At 38.8% G+C, this 18,848-nt stretch carries 17 protein-coding genes, 4 pseudogenes and 1 riboswitch; of the genes and pseudogenes, 11 read left to right on the top strand and 10 right to left on the bottom strand.

Features of this window, described 5'->3' with window-relative positions:
• Window positions 1–14: 14 nt before the first annotated feature.
• The 3 genes and pseudogenes from RGF10_RS13720 to RGF10_RS13730 all read right to left on the bottom strand — a co-directional run bounded on the left by RGF10_RS13720 (window position 15) and on the right by RGF10_RS13730 (window position 3,160).
• Window positions 15–305, bottom strand: coding sequence for an SAV0927 family protein (locus RGF10_RS13720; RefSeq protein ID WP_318509464.1), 291 nt, complete (start codon window positions 303–305; stop codon window positions 15–17).
• Between the two features lie 20 nt (window positions 306–325).
• Complete coding sequence (locus RGF10_RS13725) at window positions 326–1,609, bottom strand: Glu/Leu/Phe/Val family dehydrogenase (protein WP_318502902.1); 1,284 nt, start codon at window positions 1,607–1,609, stop codon at window positions 326–328.
• 206 nt (window positions 1,610–1,815) lie between these two features.
• Window positions 1,816–3,160: pseudogene (locus RGF10_RS13730) on the bottom strand (APC family permease).
• 344 nt (window positions 3,161–3,504) lie between these two features.
• Here RGF10_RS13730 and speB point away from each other — a divergent pair.
• From speB to RGF10_RS13745, 3 genes and pseudogenes are all read left to right on the top strand, one after another.
• Window positions 3,505–4,458, top strand: a pseudogene (speB, locus tag RGF10_RS13735) (agmatinase).
• A 678-nt stretch (window positions 4,459–5,136) separates the two neighbouring features.
• Window positions 5,137–5,391: a hypothetical protein gene (locus RGF10_RS13740; RefSeq protein WP_318502905.1), complete on the top strand. Its 255-nt coding sequence runs from the start codon at window positions 5,137–5,139 to the stop codon at window positions 5,389–5,391.
• A 99-nt stretch (window positions 5,392–5,490) separates the two neighbouring features.
• Window positions 5,491–5,775 (top strand): hypothetical protein, encoded by a 285-nt coding sequence (locus RGF10_RS13745; protein ID WP_318502907.1) that lies wholly within the window; start codon window positions 5,491–5,493, stop codon window positions 5,773–5,775.
• A 28-nt stretch (window positions 5,776–5,803) separates the two neighbouring features.
• Here RGF10_RS13745 and RGF10_RS13750 read toward each other — a convergent pair whose 3' ends face one another.
• The gene (locus tag RGF10_RS13750; RefSeq protein ID WP_318502909.1) at window positions 5,804–6,373 is read right to left on the bottom strand and encodes a DNA-3-methyladenine glycosylase I; all 570 of its coding nucleotides are present in this window, start codon (window positions 6,371–6,373) and stop codon (window positions 5,804–5,806) included.
• Window positions 6,374–7,026: 653 nt separating this feature from the next.
• A complete protein-coding gene (locus RGF10_RS13755) occupies window positions 7,027–7,197 on the bottom strand; it encodes a hypothetical protein (RefSeq protein WP_318509680.1) in 171 nt (56 codons plus the stop codon).
• Between the two features lie 309 nt (window positions 7,198–7,506).
• Here RGF10_RS13755 and RGF10_RS13760 point away from each other — a divergent pair, with 309 nt between their 5' ends.
• The 3 genes from RGF10_RS13760 to scfB all read left to right on the top strand — a co-directional run bounded on the left by RGF10_RS13760 (window position 7,507) and on the right by scfB (window position 10,033).
• Window positions 7,507–8,208, top strand: a complete 702-nt coding sequence (locus RGF10_RS13760; protein ID WP_318502911.1) for a DUF421 domain-containing protein — start codon at window positions 7,507–7,509, stop codon at window positions 8,206–8,208.
• Between the two features lie 219 nt (window positions 8,209–8,427).
• Window positions 8,428–8,577, top strand: coding sequence for a six-cysteine ranthipeptide SCIFF (gene scfA / locus RGF10_RS13765; RefSeq protein WP_318502913.1), 150 nt, complete (start codon window positions 8,428–8,430; stop codon window positions 8,575–8,577).
• 73 nt (window positions 8,578–8,650) lie between these two features.
• Window positions 8,651–10,033 carry a thioether cross-link-forming SCIFF peptide maturase gene (gene scfB / locus RGF10_RS13770; protein ID WP_318502915.1) on the top strand — a complete coding sequence of 461 codons (1,383 nt, stop codon included), beginning with the start codon at window positions 8,651–8,653 and terminating at the stop codon, window positions 10,031–10,033.
• Between the two features lie 74 nt (window positions 10,034–10,107).
• On the opposite strand, the pseudogene RGF10_RS13775 reads toward scfB, so the two are convergent.
• Window positions 10,108–10,602, bottom strand: a pseudogene (locus tag RGF10_RS13775) (glycosyltransferase); the annotation flags it as partial.
• Between the two features lie 26 nt (window positions 10,603–10,628).
• Window positions 10,629–10,949, bottom strand: coding sequence for a glycosyltransferase (locus RGF10_RS13780; RefSeq protein WP_318502917.1), 321 nt, complete (start codon window positions 10,947–10,949; stop codon window positions 10,629–10,631).
• Between the two features lie 280 nt (window positions 10,950–11,229).
• Between RGF10_RS13780 and RGF10_RS13785 the strand changes: the two genes are divergently transcribed.
• The 3 genes from RGF10_RS13785 to RGF10_RS13795 are packed head-to-tail and all read left to right on the top strand — an operon-like array spanning window position 11,230 to window position 13,634.
• A complete protein-coding gene (locus RGF10_RS13785; protein WP_318502919.1) occupies window positions 11,230–11,904 on the top strand; it encodes an immune inhibitor A domain-containing protein in 675 nt (224 codons plus the stop codon).
• Window positions 11,870–12,670 carry an immune inhibitor A domain-containing protein gene (locus RGF10_RS13790; RefSeq protein ID WP_318509466.1) on the top strand — a complete coding sequence of 267 codons (801 nt, stop codon included), beginning with the start codon at window positions 11,870–11,872 and terminating at the stop codon, window positions 12,668–12,670. Before RGF10_RS13785 ends, RGF10_RS13790 begins: the two co-directional genes overlap by 35 nt.
• A gap of 25 nt (window positions 12,671–12,695) precedes the next feature.
• Window positions 12,696–13,634, top strand: a complete 939-nt coding sequence (locus tag RGF10_RS13795; protein ID WP_318502921.1) for an immune inhibitor A domain-containing protein — start codon at window positions 12,696–12,698, stop codon at window positions 13,632–13,634.
• 54 nt (window positions 13,635–13,688) lie between these two features.
• Here RGF10_RS13795 and RGF10_RS13800 read toward each other — a convergent pair.
• Window positions 13,689–15,516, bottom strand: a pseudogene (locus tag RGF10_RS13800) (APC family permease).
• Window positions 15,517–15,674: 158 nt separating this feature from the next.
• A riboswitch (cyclic di-AMP (ydaO/yuaA leader) is annotated at window positions 15,675–15,818 on the bottom strand.
• Window positions 15,819–15,973: 155 nt separating this feature from the next.
• Between RGF10_RS13800 and RGF10_RS13805 the strand changes: the two are divergent.
• Window positions 15,974–16,447, top strand: coding sequence for a hypothetical protein (locus RGF10_RS13805; protein WP_318502923.1), 474 nt, complete (start codon window positions 15,974–15,976; stop codon window positions 16,445–16,447).
• A 91-nt stretch (window positions 16,448–16,538) separates the two neighbouring features.
• Here the strand turns inward: RGF10_RS13805 and RGF10_RS13810 are convergent, their stop codons facing one another.
• Window positions 16,539–17,306, bottom strand: a complete 768-nt coding sequence (locus RGF10_RS13810; protein ID WP_318502925.1) for a TSUP family transporter — start codon at window positions 17,304–17,306, stop codon at window positions 16,539–16,541.
• A 390-nt stretch (window positions 17,307–17,696) separates the two neighbouring features.
• Here RGF10_RS13810 and RGF10_RS13815 point away from each other — a divergent pair, with 390 nt between their 5' ends.
• Window positions 17,697–18,410: an RMD1 family protein gene (locus tag RGF10_RS13815; protein ID WP_318502927.1), complete on the top strand. Its 714-nt coding sequence runs from the start codon at window positions 17,697–17,699 to the stop codon at window positions 18,408–18,410.
• Between the two features lie 88 nt (window positions 18,411–18,498).
• On the opposite strand, the gene RGF10_RS13820 is transcribed toward RGF10_RS13815, so the two are convergent.
• A complete protein-coding gene (locus RGF10_RS13820) occupies window positions 18,499–18,750 on the bottom strand; it encodes a hypothetical protein (protein WP_318502929.1) in 252 nt (83 codons plus the stop codon).
• Window positions 18,751–18,848 lie beyond the last annotated feature (98 nt).

Raw genomic sequence — 18,848 nt, forward strand, 5'->3', positions numbered from 1 at the left:
TCATCACTCCTATATTAATATTGCTCCTGAAATGGTTGAGACTGCAGTACCATATTGAAGAAATCCTGGAACGCGGGAATGTCCTCTTCTACTACTCCCAGTTTTTCTGACCAATGGCTATCTTCGTGGGAATCCTCCTGTGAGAGCAGAACCATGTTCCCAGATTGCATCGAGGTAACCATCGCTTTTCCAAAAAAGTGCTGTGAATAGCCAATAATTAAATCATATCGATGCTGGTTGGAAATAAGGCAAAAGTAATGTACTAACTGTCTCCCTTTTTCTTCTGATAAAATGTCTAATTTCATCATGATTCCCTCCATTAATATTATTTATATTTCAACCAGCCTCTTAATCTTGATGCTTCAGCTAGTCTTCTTACCCCTTCCATATAAGCGGCTACCTTCATATTGACGTGATAGGTTTTGGAAGTGTTATAAACATTGATAAAAGCTAACGTGATTTTTTCTTTTAAACGGGTATCTACCAGTTCTTCGTTCCAGTAATAACCTTGATTGTTTTGACACCATTCGAAATAAGAGACGATTACCCCACCGGAGTTGGCTAAAATATCGGGAACGACCAAAATTCCACGCTCATCAAGAATAGACAATGCTTCCTTTGTTGTTGGTCCATTGGCAGCCTCAATCACTATTTCACAGTTGATTTTATTGGCGTTTTGGATGTTAATTACTCCTGAAATAGCTGCCGGAATGAGAATATCACATTCTTTTTCTAATAATTCAAAATTGGAAATAGAGTGAGACAAAAGGTTCGAGACGATCCCAAAGGAATCTCGGTTATCAATTAAATAGGGGATATCTAACCCATTTTCATCGTATAATCCGCCTGTTGCATCCCCAACTCCAATCACCTTCACACCTAACTCGTATAAATAACCAGCTAAATAGCTTCCAACATTGCCAAATCCTTGAATAATGACTCTCATATCTTTTAATGATTTTTTCTTTAACTCGCATACCATTTGAAGGGTATATAGTACACCTTTTGAGGTAGCCGTTTCCCTCCCTTTAGAGCCTCCTAGCGCGATGGGCTTTCCAGTAATAAAGCCTGGATTATCAAATTCTCGAATATGATCATATTCATCCAACATCCAAGCCATAATTTGCGAGTTTGTATACATGTCAGGAGCCGGAATATCCTTTGTCGGTCCTACCAGTTGACTGACTGCCCGCACATATCCCCTACTCAATCGCTCTAGTTCATCCAGACTCATTTTACGTGGATCACAAACGATGCCACCCTTTGCTCCGCCGTATGGTAAATCCGTTATCCCGCATTTTAGACTCATCCACCCAGCGAGAGCTTTTACTTCTTCCGGTGTCACATCTGGGTGAAAACGAATCCCACCTTTCGTTGGTCCTGCGGCATCATTATGCTGTGCCCTGTACCCATGAAATATCTGAGTTTGACCATTATCCATTCGTACAGGAATACTAACTTCAAGGAATCTCATTGGTTTTTTTAAAAAATCATAAACTTGTTCTGGATAATTGAGGATACTAATGGCTTCCCTGAGTGTTTCCTGGAAATCCGATAATGGGGAATCCTTTTTCCTTTCAACTGCTTGACTCTTCGATTCAACCGACATCCTAACACCTCATTTAGTTTTGTTATTAAAGGTATAAGCAAGATTCGTGCCAAACTGTTAAATTCATATTTTCCAATGGGTGATTTCTTTTTTTAAAAAAACAGATGATTGTTTTATGAAAAAATAGCTTACTTATGCAAGATTGCATAAATGTTCCGAAAAAAGAAAGCGCATTCATTTTGATGAATGCGTTAAGAAAGTAGTTATTAGATTTGTTCTTCTGCTGTAAATTGTGGCGGTGCCACCCGGAATGCTTTGGTTAAAACCAGAAGATAGATAAAACCTAGACTGAACCAAATGATTCCCATGACAAGAGAGCTGACCTCAAGATTAATCCAAAGGATTCCAACCGATCCAGCGCCCAATAACGGCATAACGATGTATTGAAAAATTTCTCTTGGAGACTTATATCTTTTTTCTCTAATGGCAAAATGATTGATCACGGAAAGATTGACAAATGTAAAGGCCATTAATGCACCAAAATTGATAAGGGATGTAGCCGTCACCAAATCAAAGAACCATGCAGATAATGATATTACACCTACAATAACAACATTAATTGCCAGTGTCCTCCATTTTGGATGAATATAAGCAAACCATTTATCCGGAAAGACCTTATCCCGTCCCATTACATAAAGAAGACGTGACACACTCGCATGTGAAGCAAGGCCTAGACGCCAAAGTATTTACAAAGGTGGTACACAAGAAAATCGATTGGAATAACTTCCCACCCACATATAATGCAATTTCTGGCAAGGCGGCATCAGGTTCTTTAAATCTTGAGATATCCTGGAAAAAACAGCTGAATAAAGAACGATGTGGTTATAAAAATGACTCCCCCCACAATGCCGTAAGCATGATCGCTTTTGGAATAGTCTTTTCTGGATTTGGGGTCTCTTCCGACAAGGTTGTAACAGCATCAAAGCCTAGGAATGAAAAACAGAGAATGGTTGCCCCTGTTACTAGAACAGGCAGGTTCATTCCTTCCACGAAAAATGGTTGGAAACTGAAAACCGTTCCCGTTCCTTCCCCTTGATTGAGTCCTTTAATCACTAGAATAATGAACACAACCATAATTAAAATTTGAACGAACACAAATAATGTATTGAAATTGGCCAAAACATTAACGCTTCTCAAATTTAGAAAGGTGACGATCCCAACAAACAGTAATACCCATATAAAATCTGGAACAGATGGGAACATAGCATTTAAGTAAAGCTTTGTTAATAACGCATTCACCATAGGTAAAAAGAGATAGTCAAGTAACGACGACCAGCCGACTAAAAAACCAAGATGGCGATTCATTGCTTTTTGCGTATAAGTATAAGCTGAACCTGCTTCGGGAAATACCCGTACCAATTTTCCATAGCTTATCGCAGTGAAAAGCATCCCGATTAAAGCAATAATGTACGCAGTTGGGACATGTCCTTGTGTTTGCCCAGAAACTATTCCAAAAGTGTCAAATACGACCATTGGTGTCATATAGGCTAAACCCATAATGACAACCTGCCACAGTTTTAACGATCTTTTCAGCCTAACGCCATTTTCCACATATCATTCCTCCAGTTTTGTTTTTCAACTTTTGAACGTCAACATTTGTAAGTAGCCCCTTAGTTGTTTCTTAATTTTCTTTTCCCCCTCTCAAGTTAAGTCATGATGTAATGATGCAATAACCGTGCCAAGTTGGTTCTTTCTATGTAACAGTATTTTTATAAGTTCAGGTATTGATTTTTCATTATTTTAAATATTTTGAATTATTCATCTGTGCATACATTATTCCACATTAAATAAAAATTGTCATTCCTATATTGCTAAGGGCATGTGTGTAGTCTTTTTTTGATTGGCACAAAACTTGCATTTTATAATTATCAAACGAAAGCAGGAGGAGATTATTGATGCAATATCCGCTATCACCAGATGTTCAACCCGAATTCTGTACAACAGGATCGTTTATGCGTTTGCCTTCTAAAAGAGAAAATGCAAAGTTAGCTATTGTAGGTATGCCGTTTGACACAGCTGCCTCCTTCCGTGTCGGGGCACGGTTTGCTCCTCAGGCGATTCGTCAAGCTTCAATGACCTTATTTCCTTACCACCCAATCCATAAGGTTTATCCTTTTGATGATTGCCAAGCTATTGACATTGGAGATGTATCCGTCATTCCGCACAATATTCATCGAAGTTATGATGTAATTGAAAAAGCAGTAAGAGGTTTGATGGAAAAGGGGATCATTCCAATTGGACTTGGAGGAGACCATTCGGTTACGCTAGCAAATCTTCGTGCTGCTAAAAAGGTGCATGGACCAGTGGCAATGATTCATTTTGATTCGCATACGGACACGTGGGATACTTACTATGAGGAAAAATATTGGCATGGCTCCCCATTCATACGTGCATATGAAGAGGATTTGTTAATTCCGGATAAGGTTTTTCAGGTAGGAATTCGCGGAACACTGAATCATCCGGGAGATATCGACTCTAGCAAGGAGTTAGGCTATCACGTGATTACAACCCCAGGAATTAAAAGAACGCGGATACCATGATGTCGTGAATGAAATGAAAGAGAAAATCGGGGATACTCCCTGTTTCCTAAGTTTCGATATCGATTTTGTAGACCCATCCTGTGCACCCGGAACTGGACACTTGAAGTCGGAGGGTTAAACAGCTTCGAGACCTTACAAATGGTTCGTTCCTTAACAGATTTTAATTTTATCGGTTTTGATTTAGTAGAGGTGCTTCCTCCATATGATCCAACCCAAATTACATCATTGCTAGCCGCAACAATTATTCATGATTTTGCTAGTTTAGTTGCATTAGGGTTAAAAAAATCCTCAGTTATAAACGAGTCTTAATATGATAAAAGAGCTATAGGATTTTTACATTCAACATTTTTAGCCTACAAAAGTAAAAGAGACAGGTACCATCCAATTTTTGGATACCGCCTGTCTCTTTCTTGTTTATTAGAAATAGTGGTAACAAAGAAAAAAATGTAAAAAGTTCAATTTGTAAAATGTGGGTTTGATACAATAAAGAATTTGTTAAAGTGATTCCCCAATGAAGAAAACTCATAGCGAAAAAAACAAATATAATCCGAACTATCCAATTTATAATGAATTTTTCCTCCTGTTTTTAATCAGTCATTTGACTCACGAATTTTAAAACTAATTTCATATCAAATTTACATTCACATCAAACTAGCTAAACAATCAAGGATTATGATGACATTATAAATAATGTAGCTGATGGGGGTGTTGTTATCATGCTAGAAACGGTGACAAGAGTGGTAATTTGCATATGTTTTTGGTTGTTTAGCTTCTAAAAGCCGAGATAAGTTTTTGTTGGGTTTTGCTCTATGAATTAATTTTTTAAAAAAATTATTTTGTTTTACATCTCCCTTTCCTCCTACCTATCCCACTATTTTCCTTCCATTGAACTTATATTAATCTTTCACTGCTTCTTTTTTTATTGGTACTTTTACCGTATTTGTATTATTCTAAATATTAAGACAAAGTCAAATGGAGGTGGTTAGATTGAAAAAAGGGCTTCATATTTTGTTCGGTAAACCATTTAAAAAAGGTGATAGCTTCTTATCAAAATATTTTCGTTTTACTTATTGGGGTATGATTGTTTTTTACTTTTTTTCCTTAAGCATTCTTGGACTTGGTTCCTACTATAATCCCAATTCAATTACTGGCTTAATTATTTGGGCGATCTTTTTGCCTTCCGTGTTTCGATTAACCTATAATTTGGTTGGAAAACTTAATGGTTTAGAAAAAGACGCTTAATTTCACTTCTGATAAATGCTACCCATTAACATTTTTTGTCATGAAATCCTCTCCTCCACCATAAAAAATAATATAGAATGTGGAAATGGAGGGCTTTTTGTGAGTCGAATCTATCATTTGGATGCCGGATATATCACGATCCCAGCTGCTAGTAAAATTGTTCATCATTTTCTTGGAATTGTTCAAGAGGATAAAAGCCATTATATTAAAATTTTGCGTGGTGCGAAAAAAGGCTGGTTTGGCGGGAAAATGCATGGTCGAAGAATGTTCCAGGTCCGTCGCGAGGAAATTATTAATTACGCGAAAGAACTCCAAAGAGCTGAACAGTACAACCTTTTTACTTTTGATAGCAGACAAAAGGACGGTCCTCCTCCTCTCAGCTAAAAAAGAGGCAGAAGAACTGTCCTCTTTTCTATTTTCCTGAATAATAGGGACAAGTTATGATGTGGTCGTCTATGATTCCAATTGCTTGAAGGTAGGAATAGATTGTAACTGGTCCAACAAACTTAAAACCTCGTTTTTTCATATCTTTACTGATTTGCTCTGATAATTCACTCTTGGCCGGTAGCTGATCTACAGATGTCCAGCTATTGATGATTCGTTTTGAATTAGTGAAATGCCATACATAATTTGATAGGCTGCCAAACTCCTCCTGAACCTTTTGTGCTGCAATTGCGTTTGCACGAACAGCTTTTATTTTTAATGGATGGCGAACTACTTCACCTGTCGTTACAATCTGCTCTAGCTCTTCATCCGTTAATGTTGCACAAGCGTTTATATCAAAATCTCGAAAAGCTTTACGATAACCATCTCTTTTCTTTAAGATGATCAACCAGGATAGCCCGGATTGTGCACCCTCAAGATTCAAAAGTTCAAATAAATAGGTATCATCATGACTTGGTACACCCCATTCTTTATCGTGATACTCTTTCATCAATGGATTTGATTGTGCCCAAGCACAAATTTTTTCTAAATGGTCCACTTTGATTTCTCCTATCTGTTGTTTTTATTGTTATGTTGCTTATGTCCGCCTGCTACTGGACATTTTAATTAAGTTAGGACTAGAGTTTGTCCGATTAGCCGCTTCTATCGGACACTTTGGCAATGTTCGGGCTCGAGTTTGTCCGATTAGCCATCTCTATCGGACATTTTTAAGATGGCCGTGCTTGGCTTTGTCCGATTAGCCGCTTCTATCGGTCACTTCGACGATGGCCGGGCTTGAGTTTGTCCGATTAGCCGCTTCTATCGGTCACTTTGGCGTTGGTCTCGCTTGGTTTTGTCCGATTAGCCGCTTCTATCGGACACTTTGGCGTTGGCCGTGCTCGACTTTGTCCGATTAGCCATCTCTATCGGACACTTCGACGATGGTCTCGCTTGGTTTTTTCCGATTAGCCGCTTCTATCGGTCACTTTGGTGATGGCCGGGCTCGTTTTTGTCCGATTAGCCGCTTCTATCGGACACTTTGGCGATGGTCGAGCTTAGGCTTGTCCGATTAGCCGCTTCTATCGGACACTTTGACAATGTTCGGATTCGAGTTTGTCCGATTAGCCGTCTCTTTCGGACACTCTTATGAAGTTCGCCCTCAGTTTTGTCCAATAGCCGTTTATCTAGTCTTTTACAAAAGAGCCTATCTCTCTACTCCCTACTGTTTCTTTTCTGTACTTCTAAAATCTCTTTCAATGTACCGTTAATGTTATTGAGTGCAATCAGAATAACCCCTAGCATGATAAAGGTTACGAGCTCCTTTGTGTATACTGCTACAATTCCTAAAACAAACAAATAGACCGTATTCATCATATTTTTCACCGACACATTCCTCCTCAAACTATCTTCAAAAACCTCAAATTGTATTAATTAAATTATACAGTTATATATCATGTAGTTAATTATTAATTTCTATTTTTTAACGACGAAACCATCCCTACTTTCTAACAATATCTAGCTTTCGTAATCCATCCTGGTACTCAAAAGCCAAAAGCAAGACAGACAATTCACCCAACTACATTACTTAGTAAAATAGGAAGCAGAGCCTGCCTTTGCTTCCTTTTCTATACATATCACTCAGTTGTTTGGAAAAAATATGTAGCGTGCTTTTGAAAAAGGATGTGTTCTTTTATGGAATTTTTTGTTGCACAGGCCTCCCTTTCCTCAATGCAATGGATTTTAAGAGCCATTCTCGGCTTTCTTTACCTTATCATCATTGCAAAACTTATGGGCCAAAGATCGATTTCGCAGTTAAGATTTATTGATTTTACAATTGTCATCTTAATTGGCAATATCATAGCTCACCCACTATCTGATGAAGGACTTGGTCTAAAGGGATCGATGCTCACCATGTCCGCTGTCGTCGTACTTTATGTCGGTGGCGTTTTATTAAGTTTGCGCTGGGCGTGGTTAAGACGGTTCTTTGATCCATCGCCCCTTACGCTTATTAAAGATGGTGAAATTCAATTCACGAACCTTCAAAAAGCAAGACTCTCCATCGATACTCTGTTATCGGAATTACGGAAAGAGAAAACGGAAGATATTCAAAAGGTTGCACTCGCTTTGTGGGAACCAGGAGGAACAATCTCAGTTATTTTAAAATCACAGCACCAACCAATAACACCAGCTGACATGTCTTTATCAACCAAACCTTTTCAACTACCTCAAACGATTATTAAGGAAAGGAAGATAGAGTACAAAGCACTTCAACAGCTTGGAAAAAACGAACAGTGGCTATTAGAGCAACTCAGAGTTAGCTACAACATTGAGCTAAATAATGTGTTACTTGCAACGATTGATAACAATTTCAACCTCAAAATATTCTTGTATTAAGGGAGAATGCTTCGCTTCCCCCTCTTTTTCTCGGTTTGGGAAAGTTGTGTACCACCCAAACCTACCATCGAATTACCTCAGCAAAATCAACAATCACTTCCCCAGAAAGGATTGACCAATTCTATCTTGTATGGTTAAAATTAATAAGAGAAAAAATGTGAAATAATTCACAAATTAGACACATTTTCTCAAAATTTTATTTAGGAGCGTACATACATAATGAAAAGAATCGTAACACTTAGCACTCGTAAATTAATGGACACTGCAAAGCACGGCGGTTGTGGCGCATGCCAGACATCTTGCCAATCAGCTTGTAAAACTTCTTGCGGAGTTGCAAATCAAAAGTGTGAAAACTCATTAAACAACTAGAAAAAGAAAGTTACCGCCCAACTGTAATCAGCTGGGCGGCAATTTTTATTTTTAAAGGAGATTATGATTCAATATGATTCATCAATATAAATTAAATGGCTACAACATCGTCCTAGACACATACAGTGGGTCCGTCCATGTCGTTGACGACCTGGCGTATGATGTGATCGGACTGTATGAAAATACACCGATCGAAAAAATCGTCAGCTTAATGCTTGAAAAATATGATGGTAACGCCGAAATTACCGAAAATGAAATTCGTGAAACGATCACCGCTGTTGACGAACTAAAAACGGATGGACAGCTTTTCACAGAGGATGAATATCAAAACCTGTCGATAGATTTAAAAAATCGCAAGACTTATATCAAAGCACTTTGCTTTAACGTCGCCCACACCTGTAACCTTTCCTGTGAGTATTGCTTTGCAAGCCAAGGAAAATACAATGGCGACCGTGCCATCATGAGTCTTGAAGTAGGAAAAAAAGCAATCGATTATCTGCTCGAAAACTCAGGTCACCACCGCAATCTTGATATCGACTTCTTTGGTGGCGAACCGTTAATGGCTTGGAATGTCGTCAAGGAGATCGTCGCATATGCGCGAAGCAAGGAAAAAGAATTCAAAAAGAATTTCCGCTTTACGTTCACGACGAACGGCATGTTACTAACCGACGAGGTCACAGAATTCCTCAATAAAGAGATGTACAATGTTGTCTTAAGTCTTGATGGCAGAAAAGAAGTTCATGATAGCCTTCGCAAAACGGTGAATGGGAAAGGCAGCTATGATCATATCGTTCCGAAATTCAAGGAGTTTATCGAGAAGCGTGGCGACAAGGAATACTATGTACGCGGAACGTACACACATAACAATGTCGATTTTACTAACGATATTTTCCATATTGCCGACCTAGGCTTCGATAAATTGTCGATGGAGCCTGTCATTTGTGACCCGAAAGAACCATATGCCCTAACTGAAGCCGATCTACCTGAAATATACAACCAGTACGAAATTCTTGCCAAAGAAATGATCAAACGCGGGGAAAACGGCAATGGCTTCACTTTTTATCATTACATGCTTGACCTTTCTGAAGGCCCTTGTATTCAAAAAAGATTAACTGGCTGCGGCTCAGGAACAGAATATCTCGCAGTCACACCTTGGGGCGAGCTTTTCCCTTGCCATCAGTTTGTCGGTGATCAAGAATTCAGCATGGGTAATCTTTGGGAGGGCATCACGAAACCAGAGATTCAAACTCAATTCAAGCAGAACAATTGCTATTCGAAACCAGAATGCCAGGACTGTTGGGCGAAGCTATACTGCAGTGGCGGCTGTCCTGCAAATGCATTGCATGCTACAGGCTCTCTAAATGGTACGTACGATTTCAGCTGCGATATCTTTCGCAAACGAATCGAATGCTCGATGATGGTAAAAGTAGCTGAATCGCTTTCAATGATGGAGTAATATAACATAAACAGGAGGCTCTTCCAACATCATAGGAAGGACCCCCTGTTTTTTCAATTTCTCCATTCGCTCACTTATGCATATTTTTGTAGTTTTTCATAACAAATGACATCGTCATACGATGATAGTAAGTTTTCAAAGATCCCCTCCCACTTTTGTGTTAAGGCGTATTTTCGACCTTCCATTCCCATTTGATATCGAAGGCTATCGTATTTGAGCAAAACGAGGATGCTGTAAATAAAGTCGGAAACATTTCTTGGCTCCACTAGCTTTCCAGTTAATCCAGATTGGACGATGCTTTTAACCCCACCAGAATTTGCCCCAACAACCGGTGTTCCGCATGCCAGCGCTTCAAGGACGACATTCCCAAAGGTTTCCGAACTCGAAGGAAAAACAAAAATATCGGATGCGGCATATGCCTCTGCCAATGCTTCCCCTTGTAAATAACCTGTAAAAACCATGTTACCCGGTGCTTCTTTTTGCAATTCTGTCCGCAACGGACCATCCCCAACAATCAACCATTGAACATCTTGGTTGATTTCTTCAGGTTGCGATTTAGCTATCAAAAGAACAAGATCAACATTTTTTTCGGGAGCTAAACGACCAACATAGGGTAGAAGGTACTTTTTTCAATTCCCAACTTTTTCCTGACTTGTTGTTTATTATAGTTAGGATGAAAGAGCCGGCAATCAACACCCCTAGGCCACAATTCGAGATTATTAAACCCATGGCTTTTAAGCTGTGACATTGTTTCAATTGAGGGAACGAATATTTTTTTAAAATGACGGTGGAACCAATTTAGGTACTTCCAGAGGTATTTTGCAAGAAATTGAAGGTCGTAATATTGTAGATAATAATTAAAATCCGTATGGTAGGAACCAACAAGGGGACTGACACAGTGCCTCACCTCCCCCATAAGAATTCAGAGATATTATCTACTGAAAGGACAAAGATGATTCATCCGCCATGACTTTTTTCCAATTCCCCCCACATTACAACGGAAATAGTCCCGAACTTATTTTACTAGTATAATCAATCAGCCTCTTATCATCAGAAATCTACTCTATTTTCCAATTTTCGAGATGTTATTATAATAATATTTGTCATTAATTGAGGAACAAAAAGACTTGTTTCGCTTTATTTTTCGGAATATTATGTAAATATAACGATACAAAAACGAAAGGGTGAAGATGATTTTGAAAAATGTTTTAAAAACTAGTTTTGCCTCCGCTCTCCTTGCTAGCACATTATTCACTGGAACCACAGGAACTTTCGCATCAATAGAGGATGGAAACCTATTACATCAATCTGAATCCAACCCTCAAACCACTCATTCCAAAACCGCACTAGATTTAGCGATCGTAAATGATGAAAAACTAATAGACTCCTTTATTAAAAGAGGTCTTCTATCCGCTACTGCATCAGAAAAAGAAAAACAAACCTTTCTTACAAATTATCTTAAAGTAAAAGGAAAAGTAACCGAAAATAAGGAGTCCGATCCCCTTGCTGCAAAGGTTAAAGCGAGTGATGCAGTAAAAGACAAGAACTTTAAAGAATACAATAATGGTCTAGTAAATGGGAAAGGTCAGAAAAATGGCCAGTTAAAGGGCACTCCTACTCCTATTAAGGAAGCTTCTTATAACGGGGAAAAGCGTGAAGACAATGTCCTCGTCTTAACAGTTGAATACTCTGATTTTGCGCATAACCAAATCAAGTCAACAGAAACTGACAATTACTACAAGGATTATACTCTTGGACATTATGAAAATATGATCTTTGGTGAAGATGGCGTTGAAGGTCCTAACGGTGAGGATTTTGTCTCGATGAAACAATATTATCTCCAACAGTCCAGGTGGTACATATTCTGTTAAAGGGAACGCTTATGGATGGTTAAAACTACCTGGAACGGCTGCCTTTTATGGTGGGGACAGAGAAACTGGACACGATAATGTGAATCCTGGGGGTTCGAAACAGGTCATTGTTGATGCATACGAAGCAGCATTGACAGCTGGAGTACCGCTTGAGAACTATGACAGCGAGGATCCTCACGATTTAGATGGTGACGGCAATCTGTTAGAGAAGGACGGGCTCGTAGATCACTTAATGATCATCCATGCAGGTATTGGCCAAGAGGCAGGTGGTGGCTCATTAGGAGATAATGCCATATGGTCTCATCGTTCCGCAAAGTTTGTTGACCCAGATGGATTAGACCCCTCTTCAGGTAAACCTGGATTTTATGATTACACCATCATGCCTGAGGATGGCGCAGTTGGAGTATTCGCTCATGAATATGGACATGACCTCGGCCTTCCAGATGAATATGACACCATCTACTCTGGGGCTGGAGAAGCCGTTGCGTACTGGTCAATTATGGCGAGCGGTTCTTGGGCCGGGGCTGTCCCTGGAGCAGAGCCAACTGGCTTTTCTCCATATGCGAAAGAGTACTTCCAATCCTATTTAGGCGGAAACTGGACAAATGACACGGTTGAATTGGATTGGGATAATGTTTCATCAAAAGGGACTCAATTTCTACTAGATCAAGCAAACTCACCAAACGGGACAAACTCATCTATTTTGAAGGTGAATCTTCCTCAGAAAAAAGTATATGTAAATAAACCGAAAACCTGGAAGCTATGAATATTGGGGCGGTCAGAAGGATGAAATGGATACAAATATGGTCACTGCCGTTGACTTAACTGGAAAGACAACCGCAACTTTAACATTTGATGCTTGGTATGATATCGAAGAACAATGGGATTTTGCTTTTGTTCAAGTTTCAGAAGACAATGGTACTACTTGGACCTCATTGGGCAATGATCATACCCGTTCAGATGTCGTTCCTGAGGGGTACCCTACTATTCTAGATTCAATGCCAGGCTTCACTGGAACTTCTAATGGAGAATGGCAAGCGCAAAGCTTTGATTTATCCGCTTATGCTGGGAAGAAGATTGATTTACGTTTCCGTTATGCAACTGATTGGGGTACATCCAACGTAGGTTTCTTTGCAGATAACATTAAAGTGACAGCAGATGGACAAACACTCGTTGATGATGGCGCTGAAAGCACCGCCTCTTCCTTTGCATTAAATGGTTTCAGTCGCTTTGACGGAAACAAGCTTGGTGACCACTATTATCTAGTAGAATGGCGAAACCATGCAGGTGTGGACAAGGGACTTGGTAATATCCGCCGCGGGTATTCGTTAATGAGCTATGATAGTGGTTTAGTGGTTTGGTATGTTGACCCAACCTATACGGATAACTGGACAGGAGTACATCCAGGCGAAGGTTTCCTTGGGGTCGTTGATGCACATCCAGAGACGAAACTAGTCTTCAGCGACGGTGCCGTTGCGAACACTCGATTCCATGTTGCAGATGCGGCATTTGGTTTAAACCCTACCTCAGGGCTTGCCATTGATTATGGAAATAATTTAACGTTAAATTTAGACCCACAGAAAAATGTGTCCTTATTTAGCGACAGCAACTCCTTCTTAAATTCGTTCTTACCAGACGCTGGCAGAGAACTTGGAAACTTCGGACTAAAAATTCGAGTAAACGGTCAGTCATCTGATAAATCTGTTGGAGCCATCGTAATTTACAAATAAAATAATAATAAACGGAGCTGTCATTTTGACTGCTCCGTTTTTATGGTACTAGTATTATTTTGATAAATGATATGGCACAGTTGTAACAATTACGTTTTTACGGTAAAGCAAGAAGGAAGAAATCAATAAGCTTGATTGGTTATGCAGAACATTCTCCCAGCTATGCTTTGGAATAAATTGTGGAATAAAAACAGTCACACGGAAATTTGATTCACTAGCTTTATGTTCAACCGTATCAACAAATTTTGTTAACGGTGTAATAATGCTTCTGTAATGAGAATGAAGTGTTACAAGCCGAACATTCTGGCTGAAAATTCTTCCATTTTTCCTCAAACAGTTTTTCATCCTGTCTTTCAAAAGCTACATAAACGGCAATTATTTGATCTGGCGAAAGAGATTTAGCATAGTTCAGCGTGTTTTCCACCACATTCGTAATCCCTGCCACGGGAACAATGATGACATTCCCTTCAATTGGTATAACTGGCATCCGATTTGCAATTCGAAGCTGTTCCCCCACCGCATCATAATGCTTTTTAATTCGATGGAATAAAAGAATAATGATGGGAAGAAAAACTAATATGGACCAAACTTGTGCAAATTTCGTTAAGAAAAATATGATCGTAACGATACAACTAATGGCAGCACCGGTAGTATTAATGATAAATTTAATGATCCAACCTTCTGGTTTTTCACGAATCCATTTAACCATCATTCCAGTTTGGGACAATGTAAATGGAATAAATACACCGACTGCATAAAGCGGGATGAGGTGCTCGGTTTGGGCATGAAAAGCAAGAATTAAAATGATGGATGATAGTCCTAAAATGATGATCCCATTGGAATAGCCTAATCGGTCTCCACGAACAAGGAACATTCTTGGAATAAATTTATCTTTTGCAAGATTAACCGCAAGAAGCGGAAAGGCAGAATAGCCGGTGTTTGCAGCTAAAATCAGGATTAAGGCTGTCGTTCCTTGTATAAAGAAATACATAAAATTCCGACCAAAAATTTCCTCTGCAATTTGAGAAACAACGGTTACCTCAGCTTTTGGAGTAACACCATAAAAATAGGCTAATGTCACGATTCCTGATAAAAGAATGGCAAGTAAAACCCCCATCATCATTAACGTTTTCGCCGCATTGTTTGGTGCAGGGTCCTTGAAGTTCGGAATCGCATTTGAAATGGCTTCAACTCCAGTTAAAGCAGAACTTCCTGAAGCAAATGCCCTTAAAAGGATAAATAAACTAATTCCCGCAATCGGTGTTCCAATCGGGGTGTGTAGTTCTGGAGAAACACCACCCGTAATAATATTGTAAACTCCAACACCAATTAAAATAAATAATGCTAACACAAATAAGTATACGGGATAAGCTAAAATGGAAGCAGACTCGGTTACGCCCCTTAAATTTAACAATGTAATAAGGATGACAAATACAATGGCAATTTCCACATTAAAGTTATGTAAGGTTGGAAAGGCTGAGGTGATCGCATCTGTTCCTGCCGACACACTAACGGCAACAGTTAGGATATAGTCTACTAATAGAGCCCCTCCTGCAATTAAACCTGGATTTACCCCAAGATTATTTTTTGATACAACATAGGCACCACCGCCATGAGGATAGGCAAAAATGATTTGACGATAGGATAAAATAAGAGCGGCTAAAAGGATTAATACTCCCACAGCAATCGGTATCGAATACCAGAATGCTGCAGCACCTATAGTCACCAGGACAATCAGGATTTGTTCCGGACCATATGCCACTGAGGATAGGGCATCAGATGAGAGAATGGCTAATGCCTTTGTTTTGTTAATTTTTTGTTCCCCTAATTCATGGGATTTTAACGGATGTCCAATAAGAAATCTTTTTACTGCTGAAAACATTAATGCTCACCTTCCAATAATGCTGATTAAAAATATCTTGCCCTATTTAACTTAAATCTCGCAAAAAGAGCCATATTTTTTTATAAAAATAAAAAAGTGTCTACAAGTCATCGAAAAAAGACCTGTAGACACTCTATTTTCTTTGTGTCACAAGCTCCACTCCTTCTCAATTAACGCTTACGAGGTTAGCTGTCGGATTCGGACCTTTGAGTAGCCCTACCTTAAAAAGGATTCACCCCAGGATTATTGTTAATCCATAAAAATGGGTCCCCCGTACCATATGGTTTAAGCGATTTAGAAATTGAAACTGTGATTATCTTACTCCTGAATTCTGTAAAAGTAAATAATTTTTTTGGTATTCGAAGAAAAATCCTCCACAGTGATAAATGTCCTATACAAGCTCGCCCTATTAACATACACATAGACTATAACGAGTTTGTCCGAAAGGAGTAAAACCATGTCAAAGGACATAATTTCAAATGTTAGAGTAGCCTTGGCCCACACAGTACAAGCTATTCGATTTGCCAAAAGTACTCTAAGCCTGTTTCAAAAATTGTCCTCATTTCCTTCAACACCAAATCCATTAAAAGAACTATATTATCAAGATGCGCTCGATAATCTCACAGAAGCATATCTTGGAATTAAAGCGTTACTTTTCGATGCTCAGTATCCAATTGATCCAAGTTATCCAACTCCTCCTATCATTCCCCCAGTACAAGATAACCAACTTCTTATGAAACTATCCAACAATCGTGCGTCACTAGTGCTTGCTCGAACGAACAATGCTATTGCAATGCTTGACCAAGCAATTTTGTTGAGTGATGAAAACGATTCATTCAACGGCCAACTCGTATTCATTCGATGTGATCTTAATTCAGCACGAGATGCTCTAGTTGCAGGGTTTAATTCAGCTTTTTTCGTATCGGATTAAGTTAGTTACCTTAAAAGGTAAAAAAGGGACGATTCCAATCGTTACAGGAACGTCCCTTTTTAGTTCGTCTATTGTTTTAAAAATTACTCGTTCAATGAAAATAATCATAAGCATTTTTCGCTAATAATATAAAGGTTACGAAGATAAAAAGTGCACGGACGTAGCCGCTTCCCTGCTTGATGGCAAATTTTGAGCCACAGATTGCACCGGCAAGTTGCGCAAGTCCCATTGGAATCCCGTAAGCATAATTGATTTGGCCTAAATACATAAACATAAGTAATGCTGCTACATTACTTCCAAAGTTTAAAAACTTGGCATTCCCAGCTGCCTTTAAGAAATCAAAACCGACCATTAAAAATGTAAAAATTAAGAAGGATCCTGTTCCAGGTCCGATAAATCCATCGTAATAACCAATTGCAAAGATGGCCACTAAAAACATACTCATGTGGAAAGCCGATAATTTTTTATCACTTGAAATGCTACCCCAATTTTTCTTAAACATTGTATATATGGCCACAACAGCCAGCATGATAAGCATCAAGGGCTTCAGAATTTCTGGATTCATCAAATGGACGGTCCAAGCGCCAAGCATCGACCCCAAAAAAACAAGCGGAAAATATTTGGACACCGATCTCAAGTCTAGTTTACCTGAACGATAAAACATGATTGTGCTCGTTAACGAACCAATCGTCCCGGCCAATTTATTTGTTGCTACGGCGGCCGCAGGCGTTAGTCCAGTGAATAGCAAAGCTGGCAATGCAATCAGGCCGCCACCTCCCACCACCGAATCGATAAATGCAGCTAAAAAACCAAAGACAAGCAAAATAACTAATAATGAAGGATCTAATTCAACTGGCATCCAATCAGCCTTTCTATGTATATCAATCGGGTGAAGACCAATAATTATTTTTATAAAATCATCATTGATCCAAATATTAATATAACATGTCATTTTCTAATAAACGTTATTTTAATATATTTTATTTTTCTCAACCAGAAAAAAACGTTATAGAAACCTAAAATTCCTCTTACACAAGGCACCGCCCCCTGCTTCCGAGCATGATTTACGATATAATAGAATAAACTGGAAGTAGTAAAAGACTATTTTGCTGAAAAGAGTGATATTGATGGAACCGATTACTTTTAAAGCATTTGCCATTACGAATGAAATTGACTTGAACAAAATCGCGATTCATTGTGGGATTCCAAAAAATTCACTTGGGAAGAACCGTTAATTTTGAGAAGCACCATGCTAAACAAATTCCTTTATCAGAAAGTGGACGAAACACAACAGATTCTTGTTTTTTCCTTCGGCTCTGTTGTCTTCATTAATAACAAAGGTAATGATGTAATAAAAGAGTTTTTATCGTTTATCCATTCATTTGAACCTGAAATTGATCTACGCAAGTTTGAACTATATACGGATGACTACAGTCTCCACCTCGGGGAATCAGATAAAATGGAACTAACGGACAAATATGTAATTGTGCCTCAATATGAAGAGTTTTACCCTGAATTGATTTCCACTGTGCTCGCAAAATCAGTGGCGCTTGAGAAAACGGAAGAACAGCTAGGAAATATCCACGATAAACTCGAAAACATGATTGACCGTTTAGAAAAAGGAAAGCTACGAATCGGCAACAAAGAATTAGCCAGAACGACAGCGAAAATTGTCCGGCACGAGTATAACACCCTTTCCTATATCATGATTTTGGACAAACCTGATATTACCTGGACGAGCAGCACAGCTGGAGAATTTTATGACAACATGTTTGATTTTTTCGAATTAAACGATCGCTATAAAATCTTAAAAAGCAAAACAGAAATCCTTTACAATATTATGGATGGTTTTTCAAACATCAGCCATTCGATTCGCGGGTTGTTTGTTGAATGGATTATCGTCATTTTGATTGTATTTGAAATTGTCCTTACGTTATTGCAGATTGCCGGCATCATTTCCTAAATCGAATAAAGAAAAATGGACTTTGCTTGGAAGAAGCAAAGTCCAACATTTATATATGATATGTTTTTCCATCTAGAGCTCTCAAGACTTATGCAATTCTGGAGGCCACGAGGTGGTTGATAAACGTATAATCTCGGTATTGACTGAAATAAAGCTTTTCGGCCGCCTCCCTATTATCTAGCTTGAGCCAGCCACCATCTCTTTTTAACACTCCGACACCTTTATACGGAGTTTCAGCCATTTTTTCGGTATAGATACAAACTTTATGTAAGGAAAATCTCTTGGTTGGATGATCAATGTTTACCCAAACTTTTTGCTTATCTACAAAAAGAATACCCATCTTTCTCACCCATTCATATTTAATTTTTCCCAAAAGCAATCTATGACCAGCAACTACTACTATTCTTATTATAGCGAAAAAGCGAGAAAATTGGTAAT

The organism is Bacillus sp. T3, from assembly GCF_033449965.1.
Lineage (GTDB): Bacteria > Bacillota > Bacilli > Bacillales > Cytobacillaceae > Bacillus_BU.

Bases quoted from the DNA above. Each gene is read 5' to 3' on its own strand.
- RGF10_RS13720 (WP_318509464.1), bottom strand. From the start codon at position 305: ATGAAATTAGACATTTTATCAGAAGAAAAAGGGAGACAGTTAGTACAT.
- RGF10_RS13725 (WP_318502902.1), bottom strand. From the start codon at position 1,609: ATGTCGGTTGAATCGAAGAGTCAAGCAGTTGAAAGGAAAAAGGATTCC.
- RGF10_RS13760 (WP_318502911.1), top strand. From the start codon at position 7,507: ATGGAATTTTTTGTTGCACAGGCCTCCCTTTCCTCAATGCAATGGATT.
- scfA (WP_318502913.1), top strand. From the start codon at position 8,428: ATGAAAAGAATCGTAACACTTAGCACTCGTAAATTAATGGACACTGCA.
- scfB (WP_318502915.1), top strand. From the start codon at position 8,651: ATGATTCATCAATATAAATTAAATGGCTACAACATCGTCCTAGACACA.
- RGF10_RS13780 (WP_318502917.1), bottom strand. From the start codon at position 10,949: ATGGGGGAGGTGAGGCACTGTGTCAGTCCCCTTGTTGGTTCCTACCAT.
- RGF10_RS13795 (WP_318502921.1), top strand. From the start codon at position 12,696: ATGGATACAAATATGGTCACTGCCGTTGACTTAACTGGAAAGACAACC.
- RGF10_RS13805 (WP_318502923.1), top strand. From the start codon at position 15,974: ATGTCAAAGGACATAATTTCAAATGTTAGAGTAGCCTTGGCCCACACA.
- RGF10_RS13810 (WP_318502925.1), bottom strand. From the start codon at position 17,306: ATGCCAGTTGAATTAGATCCTTCATTATTAGTTATTTTGCTTGTCTTT.
- RGF10_RS13815 (WP_318502927.1), top strand. From the start codon at position 17,697: ATGCTAAACAAATTCCTTTATCAGAAAGTGGACGAAACACAACAGATT.
- RGF10_RS13820 (WP_318502929.1), bottom strand. From the start codon at position 18,750: ATGGGTATTCTTTTTGTAGATAAGCAAAAAGTTTGGGTAAACATTGAT.